14 protein-coding genes are annotated in these 12,266 nt (G+C 44.7%); 5 read left to right on the top strand and 9 right to left on the bottom strand.

Annotation, left to right across the window (positions count from 1 at the left end):
* Position 1 precedes the first annotated feature (1 nt).
* The 4 genes from gpmI to JHD44_RS12045 all read right to left on the bottom strand — a co-directional run bounded on the left by gpmI (position 2) and on the right by JHD44_RS12045 (position 5,579).
* A complete protein-coding gene (gene gpmI, locus JHD44_RS12060) occupies positions 2–1,531 on the bottom strand; it encodes a 2,3-bisphosphoglycerate-independent phosphoglycerate mutase (RefSeq protein WP_199462997.1) in 1,530 nt (509 codons plus the stop codon).
* 92 nt (positions 1,532–1,623) lie between these two features.
* On the bottom strand, positions 1,624–2,526 hold the full coding sequence (locus tag JHD44_RS12055) for a LysR substrate-binding domain-containing protein (protein ID WP_199462996.1): 903 nt from the start codon (positions 2,524–2,526) through the stop codon (positions 1,624–1,626).
* A 141-nt stretch (positions 2,527–2,667) separates the two neighbouring features.
* Positions 2,668–3,939: an NAD(P)/FAD-dependent oxidoreductase gene (locus JHD44_RS12050; RefSeq protein ID WP_199462995.1), complete on the bottom strand. Its 1,272-nt coding sequence runs from the start codon at positions 3,937–3,939 to the stop codon at positions 2,668–2,670.
* Between the two features lie 95 nt (positions 3,940–4,034).
* Positions 4,035–5,579: an aldehyde dehydrogenase family protein gene (locus tag JHD44_RS12045; RefSeq protein WP_199462994.1), complete on the bottom strand. Its 1,545-nt coding sequence runs from the start codon at positions 5,577–5,579 to the stop codon at positions 4,035–4,037.
* A 155-nt stretch (positions 5,580–5,734) separates the two neighbouring features.
* On the opposite strand from JHD44_RS12045, the gene JHD44_RS12040 reads away from it, so the two are divergent.
* Both JHD44_RS12040 and JHD44_RS12035 read left to right on the top strand, forming a co-directional pair.
* Positions 5,735–6,583 (top strand): LysR family transcriptional regulator, encoded by an 849-nt coding sequence (locus JHD44_RS12040; RefSeq protein WP_199462993.1) that lies wholly within the window; start codon positions 5,735–5,737, stop codon positions 6,581–6,583.
* 152 nt (positions 6,584–6,735) lie between these two features.
* A complete protein-coding gene (locus JHD44_RS12035; RefSeq protein ID WP_199462992.1) occupies positions 6,736–7,539 on the top strand; it encodes a DUF1338 domain-containing protein in 804 nt (267 codons plus the stop codon).
* A 57-nt stretch (positions 7,540–7,596) separates the two neighbouring features.
* On the opposite strand, the gene JHD44_RS12030 is transcribed toward JHD44_RS12035, so the two are convergent.
* On the bottom strand, positions 7,597–8,271 hold the full coding sequence (locus JHD44_RS12030; RefSeq protein WP_199462991.1) for a hypothetical protein: 675 nt from the start codon (positions 8,269–8,271) through the stop codon (positions 7,597–7,599).
* Positions 8,272–8,372: 101 nt separating this feature from the next.
* Here JHD44_RS12030 and JHD44_RS12025 point away from each other — a divergent pair, with 101 nt between their 5' ends.
* Genes JHD44_RS12025 through secB form a run of 3 tightly spaced genes read left to right on the top strand, consistent with a single transcriptional unit; the run spans position 8,373 to position 9,541 of the window.
* Positions 8,373–8,789 (top strand): rhodanese-like domain-containing protein, encoded by a 417-nt coding sequence (locus JHD44_RS12025; protein ID WP_199462990.1) that lies wholly within the window; start codon positions 8,373–8,375, stop codon positions 8,787–8,789.
* 15 nt (positions 8,790–8,804) lie between these two features.
* Positions 8,805–9,062: a glutaredoxin 3 gene (gene grxC / locus JHD44_RS12020; RefSeq protein WP_199462989.1), complete on the top strand. Its 258-nt coding sequence runs from the start codon at positions 8,805–8,807 to the stop codon at positions 9,060–9,062.
* A 17-nt stretch (positions 9,063–9,079) separates the two neighbouring features.
* Positions 9,080–9,541 carry a protein-export chaperone SecB gene (gene secB, locus JHD44_RS12015; protein WP_133561989.1) on the top strand — a complete coding sequence of 154 codons (462 nt, stop codon included), beginning with the start codon at positions 9,080–9,082 and terminating at the stop codon, positions 9,539–9,541.
* Positions 9,542–9,719: 178 nt separating this feature from the next.
* On the opposite strand, the gene JHD44_RS12010 is transcribed toward secB, so the two are convergent.
* From JHD44_RS12010 to JHD44_RS11995, 4 genes are all read right to left on the bottom strand, one after another.
* On the bottom strand, positions 9,720–9,995 hold the full coding sequence (locus tag JHD44_RS12010) for a DUF6500 family protein (protein WP_325097096.1): 276 nt from the start codon (positions 9,993–9,995) through the stop codon (positions 9,720–9,722).
* Between the two features lie 147 nt (positions 9,996–10,142).
* On the bottom strand, positions 10,143–10,715 hold the full coding sequence (locus JHD44_RS12005) for an NADPH-dependent FMN reductase (protein ID WP_233402079.1): 573 nt from the start codon (positions 10,713–10,715) through the stop codon (positions 10,143–10,145).
* A gap of 26 nt (positions 10,716–10,741) precedes the next feature.
* A complete protein-coding gene (locus JHD44_RS12000) occupies positions 10,742–11,377 on the bottom strand; it encodes a hypothetical protein (RefSeq protein WP_199462988.1) in 636 nt (211 codons plus the stop codon).
* 21 nt (positions 11,378–11,398) lie between these two features.
* Positions 11,399–12,244, bottom strand: a complete 846-nt coding sequence (locus JHD44_RS11995; RefSeq protein WP_199462987.1) for a hypothetical protein — start codon at positions 12,242–12,244, stop codon at positions 11,399–11,401.
* Positions 12,245–12,266 lie beyond the last annotated feature (22 nt).

Genomic DNA, 12,266 nt, shown 5'->3' with positions numbered 1-12,266 from the left:
ATTAAGAGCGTACCAAAAGGCTGTGGCCGGTCATCTCTGTTGGGACATCCATGCCCATCATCTCTAGCAATGTTGGTGCAATATCACATAACGCACCGTCGCTTAAAGACCAACTCGATTCAGGTGTCACTAGAACTAAAGGTACTGGCTCAAGCGTGTGTGAAGTTAACGGCTGAGTACCATCATCACTTAACATCTGTTCTACGTTACCATGGTCGGCAGTAATCAAACATTGACCACCGTTTTTCTCTAGTGCCACAAGAATACGGCCTAAACATGCATCCACAGCTTCCACCGCAGCAACAGCCGCTTCAAAGATACCACTGTGACCAACCATGTCGCCGTTGGCAAAGTTACAGATGATGGTGTCGTATTTGCCTGCTTCAATAACTTCTACCAGCTTATCTGTTACTTCTGGCGCGCTCATTTCCGGTTTCAGATCGTAAGTCGCGACATCAGGAGATGGGATTAACTCACGTTCTTCGCCATCAAAAACCGCTTCTTCACCACCATTAAAGAAGAAGGTTACGTGAGCGTACTTCTCTGTCTCAGCGATACGAAGTTGCTTTTTGCCTGTTTTCGACAGTACTTCACCTAGAGTGTTACTCAACGCCACTGGCGGGTAAGCCACCGATGCATTGATGTCTGAGGCATATTCAGTAAACGTCACAAAACCTGCAAGCGTTGGCACAGCTTTGCGTTCAAAGCCAGAAAAGTCAGCGTCAGTAAAGGCTCGAGTTAATTGACGCGCTCGGTCAGGTCGGAAGTTAGCAAAAATGACCGCATCGCCATCTTCAATCGCAGCCGACTCACCAATCACAGTGGCTTTTACGAATTCATCGTTTTCATCACGCTCGTACGCCGCATCAATAGCAGCTTTTGCAGACTCAGCTTGGTACTCCGCTTGGCCGAGTACAATAGCGTTGTAAGCCTGCTCCACACGCTCCCAACGATTATCACGGTCCATCGCAAAGTAACGTCCCGTTAGCGAAGCAATACGACCTACCCCAAGATCTGCCAATTTAGCTTCGATCTCTGCAAGCGGGCCTTGAGCGGAACGCGGTGGTGTGTCGCGACCGTCGGTAAAGCCATGAATGTAAATGGCTTTCGCCCCTTGGCGCGCAGCCAATTCACTCATTGCCATAATTTGTTCGTGGTGACTGTGTACACCACCAGGAGAAACAAGACCCAGAATATGGACGGCTTTGCCCGCCGCCACAGCTTTATTGACGGCCTCAAGCAGCGCTTCGTTTTCGAAGAAGCTGCCATCATCAATAGCTTTACCAATACGCGTAAAGTTTTGATATACCACACGCCCTGCACCTAGGTTCATATGACCTACTTCAGAGTTACCCATTTGACCTTCAGGTAGACCTACCGCCATACCTGATGTTTTAATCAAGGTATGTGGTCGCTCGCCCCAAAGCTTATCCCAGTTAGGCGTGTTCGCAGCTGCAATCGCATTTGATGTTGAGGTTTCGCTGTAACCCCATCCGTCTAAAATAAATAATGCCGTGGTTTTCTTGTTCATAATTACGTATCCCGATCTGTAATTTGGCCATTACATCGATACTACCATAGGCGTCCTAGCGCTTTACAGCCAAGGACTACCTATAGACGTAATTAATTCTGACTAACACCTGCTACGCTATTAAGTAGCCAATCGCGAAAGGTCACGACCTGCTCTAAGTCCGCTTTGTCACCGGGGTAAGATAAGAGGTATTCATGAGGGGTATCGATCGGCGCTCCAAAAGGTGCCACTAGGCTACCATCTAAGAGGCTTTGCTCAGCAATAATAGTCGGTAAAATCGCGACGCCCATACCATGTTTGGCGGCTTCTAATACCATATGAAAATGTGCGAACGCGGGACCAGCCAAAGAGTCACTTTCCAGATCATGCGCTGCCAGCCAATCCGGCCAACCATTAATTCGCGATGATAAATGCAAAAGAGGGTATTCAAGGGCATGTTCTGCGGCAAGGCTAGTATCGCCAGCCCCCTTCAACACACTCGGTGAACAAACGGCGACAACTTGCTCACTTAGTAAATGATGACTGACAGCTCTTGGCCAATGGTCGCCACCATAGTGCAAGATTATATCGATGCTTTCAGGGTCGATTTTTGCCGCATCATCAAGGGAACGCACTTTGATCTGAAACTGTGGATGCAACTTTTGGAAAGCCACCAGTTTAGGCATCAACCAGTAAGATGCAAAAGTCGGTAGAGCGGAAATAGTTAACGTTGTTTTTTCATCTTCTCGATGCAACATTCGCAAACTTGCGTTTTCCATACTATCCAGTAACGGCACGACCTCTTTGTAGTAGGCGGCACCGGTGCTCGTCAAAACAAGACGCTTATTCAGACGAATAAACAAATCACGGGACAAAAACTCTTCCAAGTTACGTATCTGTCGACTGACCGCACTTTGAGTTAAATGAAGCTCCTGCGCTGCACGGGTAAAGCTAAGGTGTCTAACAGACGCTTCAAAACATTTCAGCGCTGTGGAAGAGGGAATGTATCTCCGCATTCGTTTGCCATCATTACATTGAGGTTAGGGGAAGGCTGCAACTGTACAACAAGCCTCAGCATTCGCCTATTATGACTGGAAAGGAATGCATTGTAATTATGCATTCCTTTGTTTTTATTGCGAAATCATCCGGCTAGACTACTAGTCTAAAACATGAGTTCGCTGACCCACATGATAAGTATGAGCCCCTACTTCGTAAAACATACGTTTCACTTCACGTAACGGGATATCACGTAGTGTGGTCATTGGCGCAGACAAACTATCACGTCGACCTGTGAACCACTCAGCAAGCTCTTTGCCCATGATCGTTCCAGGACCAATACCGCGGCCACTATAACCAGCAACACTAAACAGACCACGCTGCAGCTGCTGACAATGAGGCAGGTGATCCTCGCTGTAGGCAATTTTGCCTGTCCAGCTGAATTCCCACTCCACTTTACTAAGGACTGGCCATAACTCTTTTACGCGCTGTGACGCCCAGCTCGCATGATAATGTTTTTCACCACCCATACCACCAAACACTAAACGCCCTTGCTGGTCCATACGGAAGGAACTCATGACCGTACAGGTATCCCAACAGCCCTCTTTGTTTGGCAAAACCACTTTCAGTTGCTCTTCCGTTAAAGGCTTAGTCGCTAACTGACTGTAAAAAATTGGCACAAACTTACGTGCTTCATTTTTGACACCATACTCACCGTATGCGTTGGTGGCTAAGATAACACGTTCTGCTTTTAAACTGCCTTTCGCCGTTTTAACGACCCAACTTTCGCCATCAGGAGTAATGTTTTCGACCGGAGACTGATCAAATAGCTGCGCACCTTCTTTCACAGCAGCATGAGCCAGTCCGCGTGCATAACCTAGCGGTTGAATCGTTCCAGCGCGAGGGTCAAACAGAGCTGAATTAAACTTATCAGAACCGATTCGAGCTTGTGCATCCGCTGTATTCAACAGCTCCACCGGCGCGCCTCGTTGCTGCATTTGCTCACATCGACGCTTCAGCTGAGTTAAACCTGCTTTGCCAACACCACAGTGTAAAGTACCATTGCGGGTTGCTTCGCACTCGATATTGTATTCTTCGATCAATCCAAAGACATAATCAGGGGCAACCGCTAAGGCATCGTATAATGCGCGCCCTGCTTCAGGCCCTAATTGACGATCCAAATCATTTGGTTCTAACCAAAGGCCGGCGTTAGCTAACCCAACATTTCGTCCAGAGCCACCAAAACCCACTTCAGCAGCTTCAACTAACGCAACCGAAACACCAAATTTAGCCAAGTGAAGCGCCGCCGATAAGCCAGTAAAACCACCCCCAACAATCGCAACGTCCACTTCTAAATCTTGCTCTAAAGCAGTAAGAGTTGGTGCTGCAGGTGCACTTGCACGCCACAAAGAGTCACAAGGTTGCAAAGACATAGAGATGACCTCTTAATCAAAACTGGTAAAAAAAGACCCAAACCAAAATAGGCGAGCAAAGACTCGCCTATTTCAAAACTGGCTAGATGTTTCGATTACTCAAAAACGATACCTTGAGCCAGTGGTAGATCACCACCGTAGTTAATCGTATTCGTTGTACGGCGCATGTAGTTACGCCATGCATCAGAACCCGACTCACGACCACCACCAGTCTCTTTCTCACCACCGAAGGCACCACCAATTTCCGCACCTGAAGTACCGATGTTGACGTTAGCAATACCACAGTCAGAACCTGCAGGAGACATGAACAGTTCCGCTTCACGCATGCTCTCAGTGAATACCGCAGAAGATAGACCTTGTGGTACTTCGTTTTGAATTTCAAGCGCTTCTTCGAAGTTGCTGTACGTTAGAACGTACATGATTGGCGCAAATGTTTCTTCATGAACGATTGGCGCGTCATGAGCGATACGAACGATCGCTGGCTTCACATAGAAACCACCTGCAGGAACGCCTTCCGTCACACGCTCACCACCACAAACGATTTCACCGCCTTGTGCTTTGGCTTCTTCAAGTGCACTTTGCATACGTGCGAAGCTACCTTCGTCGATTAGAGGTCCAACCAACTTGCCTTCTTCTAATGGGTTACCAATGCGTAATGTACTGTATGCCTTCGCAACTCGCTCAACTAAACCGTCAACAACTGATTCGTGAGCAATTAGACGACGTAGCGTTGTACAACGCTGACCCGCTGTACCCGCCGCAGCGAATACAATTGCACGCAGTGCAAGATCAAGGTCTGCTGTATCAGACACGATCATTGCATTGTTACCACCAAGTTCTAGTAGAGAACGACCTAGACGCTTCGCAACAGTCTCTGCTACTGCACGACCCATTGCAGTTGAACCCGTTGCAGAAACAAGTGGGTAAACAGGGCTTGAAGAAATCGCTTCACCTAGATCACGGCCACCAATCATCACACTGACAGAAGCTTTTGGAATGTCTGGCATATCAGCAATCACGTTCTGCGCGATTTGGTACATAGCTAGAGCACAAAGCGGTGCTTTTTCAGATGGCTTCAATAGGATTGGGTCACCACATACTAGACCTAGCATTGCGTTCCACGCCCAAACCGCCATTGGGAAGTTAAAAGCTGTGATTACAGCAACTGGACCCAGTGGGTGCCATTGCTCCATCATACGGTGTCCAGGACGCTCTGATACGATAGATAGACCATGTAGCATACGTGATTGACCGACAGCGAAGTCACATACATCGATCCACTCCTGAACCTCACCCAATGCTTCAGGTAAGATTTTACCCGCTTCAAGCGCGATGACTTGTGCAAGCTCGTTTTTGTACTTACGAGCTTCCTCACCGATGCGACGAACCAACTCACCACGACGTGGTGCTGGGATAACGCGCAAAGCTTTGAATGCGTCTTGAAGCTCAGCATTCACTGCATCAAGCTGTGCAGGTGTTGCATTGTTAAATTGTGATAACTTAGCACCATCAATTGGGCTGTGTGCTGAGAAGGCTGAGCCTTGACCCAACGCTACTTGATTTCCCGTTAGGACGCTGTAAAAAGTATCGCCTTGTTTTAGCGTGTTAACGCCCAAAGTTTCTAAACAAGCTAATGTCATGGTTAAACCTCATTAAGTGCATTTTCGTTTCAATGAGATTCACAGTACTCCCATGACCTATCGATGAGAAATATTGATTTTATACCTTAGGTCTAGCTTTTTCCTATATCAGAGACCATACTTGAGTAAAACATTGATTCATTAGGGGATAAATCATGGACATTCGCTCCTTACGCTATTTTATAGCCGTTTTCGAAGAGCGCAGTTTAAGTGGCGCTGCAAAACGTTGCTTTGTTGCCCAGCCTTCTATCTCAGCAACCCTTGCGCAACTAGAAGACGATCTAGGCACGCAATTGTTTGTTCGTCACTCAAAAGGGGTTACCGCCACTGATAGTGGTGCCCAGCTTTACCCGCAAGCCTGTAAAATGGTCAATGACATGAATGCTCTACGTAGCATGTTCTCTGATTCAAGCGCGCCGTTGGAACTTTCCATTTCACTGGCTCCATTTCTTTCAGGAGCACTGATCTCCCAAGTTTTAAAAACACTCTTGGATGAAATTCCTGGACTGACATTTAACTTAGTGGATGAATCAGAAAAGGCTGATTTACGTTTTACTTGCAACAGCTACACCAGTGAAGACGACGTCTTTTACCCACTATGGGAAGATAACTATGTCATTGCTATGAACAATGACCACTGGCTGACAGAGTTCCCCTCTTTATCTATCAAACAAATCGATAAGCTGACTTTTATTTCGAGGAAGCCTTGTGACATTCAAGAATCGTGGAATTACTTAATGCAAAAGCAAGGCGTCATGATGGATGTTCGCGCACAAGTGAAAACTGAAGAATACGCCTTAGACCTCGTTGCGGCTGGTCTTGGAATTTCCCTCATCCCAGAGCACTCTTTACGAGAAAGGAAAGACGTTACGATACGCCCAATTAATGATGTTTCCTTAAAACGTGTTGTGGGTATCGCACATTCTAAACAAACTAGCTTTCCCGCCCACTTAATCAACACTATTTTAGGTGTTAAACAACAACTACTTAGCAATCATATATAGCCACACAAGTCTGCGTAAAACGCAGTCATCATTACCATTGCATGATTTTTTGGTATGACAAAATGCTTTTTTACCTTTTGCACGGAAGCAAATGGCGGCCTAAAGTGACGTCATCGGCCAGTCGCCAAATTTAATAAAAACAGGAGAGCATCATGCAAGTTAATCAATTTTTCGCTTCACTTTGGAATACCTATACTGATATAGCTCCACAAGCTGAGCGCATCCAAGCATTGTTTAAAAGCCACGGCGAAGAAGTAATCAACGACCACATTGCGTTTCGTACTTTTGCCCACTCTCCAGTATCTCTAGAGAAACTTCAGCCTATCTTTGAAGAAATGGGCTACGAAGCTTACGGTGCATTCCGTTTTGAATCAAAACACCTTAAGGCACGTTGCTACAAACACACATCAGAAGCTGATGCTCCAAAAATCTTCTTGTCAGAGCTACTAACCGAAGAACTACCACAAGAGTGCCAAGACATCATCGCCAAACTGGTTGCGCAAATCCCAGAAGATGCTGCATCTGACCCAGCAGTATTCTGGAAGAAGCGTCTATGGGATGTACCTTCACTAGAAGACTACATGACACTTGTTGAACACAGTGAATACGCAGCTTGGTTAAGCACAATGGGCATGCAGGCAAACCATTTCACGGTCAGCATCAACCACCTGAAAAAGTTCCCAACCATTGAAGAAGTAAACCAATTGCTTCAAGACGAAGGTTACACTCTAAACAACACAGGCGGCCTAATTAAAGGCTCACCAGAGTTGTTCCTGCAACAGTCTTCTACTATGGCAGATAAGATTGATGTGACGTTTGCGGGTGGTGAAACACGCACTATTCCAAGCTGTTTCTATGAATTCGCTTTACGTCATAAACAACCTGATGGCACATTGTTTGACAGCTTTATCGAAGGTAATGCTGACAAAATCTTTGACTCAACTAACGCTAAATAAAATACGTTACTCCGTATTTTAGCCTCCCTTAATACGACCCAAACGGGTCGTATTTTTTTATAAGCGAGGGACCGTGACTTGCAAGGTAAAAGCAAATGAAGCCTGCGCTAACACTTGATCGCCATAATAGAAAATTTCAACGACACTCGGAATTTCTGAAGAAGTAGAAGAAAGCAGAGCAACCTCTTGCCCTTCTATATAAAGCGCTCCCGTCTCATTCCAAATAACGGTCAAAGGCACTACTTCGCCAGTAACGGCTTCCAGCAACCACTCCTTCTGCTCAGCCCTAAACAACGTAATCCTAGAAGCTTTATACTTTTGATGCTGATTATCAGTGATGTCAGAAAGTGTCAGCTCTACAACATCTCCTGTTTGCGGCATTAGCTTTCGTTCTGATACTCGTGTATCTAACTCGTCGAGCAAAGCACGTGCTCGCTGAATATTACTGATATTCTGCTGAGAAATAGCCTCTTGTCCTGCTCTTGCCGTACTAACAAGTGGTGCGCCTTGCGCAAGTTGAGGAAGAATATGTGCTCGCAACCAAAGCTGGTCTAAGAGCTCTGCTAATTCTAATTGCTGCTGCTCACGGAGCTTTTTAAATGGCTCCTGTGTTGGCAATGTTTGACAAGCAGTCAGCGCTCCCATCAAAAGAATGCAACAAACCTTTTTTAAACTCTTTGCTAAGAAGTAACGACCCCAATGAAATCGATTAACAAGCAATGATAAACGCATCTCAAAACTTACCCTGATCGTAGCTAGAAATGGCTTTAGTATGTACCCAATACACGCACCGTGTATAATGCTTTGCAGTTTTTTTAAAGGCTTAATTACAAATGATGAACCAACTAATTGAATTTTCTATTAACCATTGGGAAATGGTCGCGGTATTTGTTGTCATCGCAGCGACATTGATCTTTGTTGAGACTCGTGGCGGCGCTCGCAGCCTTACGACGGCCTCTGCAACAAACTTAATTAATGACAAAGATGCTGTGGTAATCGATATCCGTCCAGCGAATGAATTCCGCACTGGCCACTTAACAGGATCGGTCAACATCCCATCAGCGAAATTAAAAGATTCTGCTGGCACCCTAGAAAAATACAAATCATCCCCCATTATCTTAGTTTGTAAAACTGGTATGACGGCAGGCTCTAGTGCGAAAGAGCTTATTAAGTCAGGGTTTGATGTGTACAAGCTGCAAGGCGGCATCACCGAATGGCAAAATGCTGGTCTGCCACTGGTTAAAAAATAATTTAAGGGGTCCGCAATGGCGAATGTAACCATCTATTCAAGTAACTACTGTCCTTTTTGTGTTCGCGCAAAACAGTTGTTACAGCACAAACAAGCGGACTTTAATGAGATTCTAGTTGACGGCAATCATTCTTTACGTCAAGAAATGATGCAAAAAAGCGGCCGTCACACAGTACCGCAAATCTGGATTGGAGACCGTCATGTAGGTGGTTGTGACGACCTATTTGCGCTCGAAAGTGCAGGCGAGCTTGATGCTCTGCTTGCCTCTAATTAAAACACCAAGGAACTATCATGGCTGAAGAAAACAACCAAGCTCAACCACAACTACAAATTCAACGTATCTTCCTAAAAGACGTGTCTTTCGAATCGCCACGTTCTCCTCTTATCTTCCAAGAAGAGTGGAAGCCAGAAGTAGGCCTTGAGCTAAACACTAAAAGCCGTCAAGTTGGTGAGAACCTATACGAAGTGGTTCTAGACATCACTGTTAACGTTAAAAACAACGACGAGCCAGCTTACCTAGTTCAAGTTCAGCAAGGTGGTCTATTCACCATCGCTGGTTTTGAAGAGCGTCAACTTCACCATGCACTGGGTGCATTCTGCCCAGGCACATTGTTCCCATACGCTCGTGAAGCAATCGACTCTGTGATCGCAAAAGGCAGCTTCAACCCAGTGATGCTTGCACCGATCAATTTCGATGCACTTTACCTAGAAAACCTACAGCAACAACAGCAAGCGACTGAAACCGCTCAGTAATCGCTACTGCTTTAAGGTTTAATAAAAAATCCGATTGAGGCGACTCAATCGGATTTTTTTGTGGGTGTTTGTTAGGGGCTGTACGACCCGACTCCGATCGAGGAAGCTGCCTATCTGTCTTGAGGCATCGATGTTACTGCGTCCCTTGTACGACCGCGCTGCGCGCGGGAACGGCTTCTCAGCTCGAATGCGCCAGCGCCTTAACCTTCATAGCCTTTTCAAAATGGTCTAACTGATGTGTTCTAATCCACCACTCCGCGGCTTCCATCAGTAACTCAGGATCGTCGTTCTTATTTTTGAAGAATGCATAGAACGAAATGCCAACGCCCTCGCCTTTGGTAGCGATTTTCTTGTCGCAGACTTCAATGATTTTAGATTTTAAGATTGGGGTCATGGTGTTTTTTGTTAGTGAATTAGTGGTTTTCTTATGGTTGAAATGCACAAAAGAATTCATTCCTGCTCTTCCAGTGGTATTTTTCCTTGCAAGACTAAAAAATGACAACCTTTTACACTCGACGCCCTGCTGACAGCCCAGGACGTATATCCGTGCTTATGTTCTTCGATGGTATGTGAAGTTATTTATTGGTTGCTAATGCCGCGCTCACCGGCTTGTCCGTTGCAATGGATTGTTAGGTTTATCCTCGTTGCATTGCTGAATTTCATTTGAAAAATTAAGTAAGAACGACCTAATTTTTGACTCATGCTCTGAAAGAGTTAGCAATGTTTCAACTTCATTCGGCGACTTTCCAATGAGAGGAATACGCAAAAACAGATGCTCAAGAAAATTGTTACTTACTGTCGAAAGGACCAGCCTAAGAGAAGTCAGCATATCATCACCTCGGTGAGATGCATGTACCAAAGTGATGGGTTTACCTATTATTTCAAAGCGAGAGACCATCCAGTCAATTGCATTTTTGAGGCCACCGGGGATGGCGCGAACATATTCAGGGCTTGAAATTATGATCCCATCACTTTCAGAGACTGATTTTAGGAATTTGTTCACTGCAAGTGGTGTTGACTCTCCTTCAAAATCTGGCGAAAAAACAGGAAGTGAACTTAGGTTATGAATAACCACCAACTCGACGCCTTCGGGGGCAAAATTTTTCATGGCGTTCAGCAAAGCTGTATTTGTGGATGCTTCGCGTGAGCTGCCCGAAACGGCTAATATTTTCATATTGTTCTCTTTTACAGCCTAACGCTTCAATCAGCCGACGCGTTAGCGGTCGGCTGAATTGACTTGTTAGGTGGATTTGTAGAAAAGGAGGCTAGTATTTTCATAATGTAGCTATCTAACTCAAGCCATTCTTGTATAGATACTTCTTTTGAATAGACGTAGTCTATTTCTCTATCAGCTCCAGCATTTCTGTATACACGTAAGTTAAGCTCCCCAGCCTGTCGAATAGTAATTTGATTTCCGTGAAGTTCGGTTAAATAGCTAGTCACTTCAGTACGGCCATTTTTACCAATATATTCTTTATAGACATTAAAAAACCCATCTTTTCTGATGAGCTCACCATCTCTTAAAATATTTTTGGCTGTATATTCAGCGCGGTGTTTTTCATGGATGACTCTAATACGCAAAGAATTACTAGGCGTTGGGCCCACTTTGGTCAGGTGGAAACCTTTATTCGGAAAATTTAAAAAAAATGTAAAACTACTATCACCATCGTGATAACTGGAGTGATATTTGTCAGGAATTGTATAAAAATATTTTTCAATACTGCTGTTTTTTGAAAAATTATACTGTTTTGGCTTCTTGCCAGCATGAAAATCGTGTGCAAATGAAGAGGTAACTAGTATTTGCAGAGAGATAATAAGTAGAAGCTTGGTAATCATTTAATACACCTAACGCCCAAATCAGCCGCGCGTTTTTTGCGTCGGCTGAATTTGATTGTTATGCGATTCGTTGCTTGGTGCTAAATCTAGCAGCACCGGTAGTTTAATTATTCCAGATTGAACAATCGCCACAAAAGCTATAAGTATAGTAAGTGACACCATCTTCTTTTGTAGTTTTACAGCTTCTGTATGCCTTCTCTCTTCTTCTTCGTACTTTTCAATCGTACTTATGGCTTTACCAGTAACCACGTACTCTGTGTTTACTTTTCTCAGTTCACCGGACTCAACCAGAGAGTCAAGATATAGCTCTAGCCTGTTCTGTTGCTCATCGGCTGATGGATGCAAAACCCACTTAATAGAATACAGCTTGGTCATCAAATCGATGACACCAATTCCGTTATATTCGCGATCTAATTGATCATTCATCATAAATTGAATCAGCTCCATTCGCTTTTTAGTAACGAGTTTCTTCTTGTTAAAGAAATACTGATGAGCGGAGCTAATGTAGCGGTAAAGATGTATTCTTAGATAAACGGCTTTTGACAGATAATTCCAAGCCAAATCATATACGCTAGAGTAGATAACTTCAGAAAGACCGTAATAGTGAGTTATTCTTAAGTTGCCATCATTAAGGTCATCAATTGAAACGGTATGCTCTTCGGCATATCGTTCGCCATTCCACCTCAATCCAGTCAGAAGACCTTTTTCAAATCCGGTGGCAACAAAAAAAGGCTCGTTGTCGCGATCTAACGCTAAAACAAAGCAGTTTACTTTTTCACCTTCTTCTCCCGACCTTGGGATTCGAGATTCGCATGACCTTGAAATCACTTTCGGAAGGAGCCACTTTGAAACTAAATTTTTCAGCAATTGCTTCTCCTTAGCTCACGCA

The organism is Marinomonas ostreistagni (genome assembly GCF_016461785.1).
GTDB classification, from domain to species: domain Bacteria; phylum Pseudomonadota; class Gammaproteobacteria; order Pseudomonadales; family Marinomonadaceae; genus Marinomonas; species Marinomonas ostreistagni_A.
Note: the sequence above shows the minus strand (reverse complement) of the source record. Positions and strands in the feature narration are given on the sequence as shown.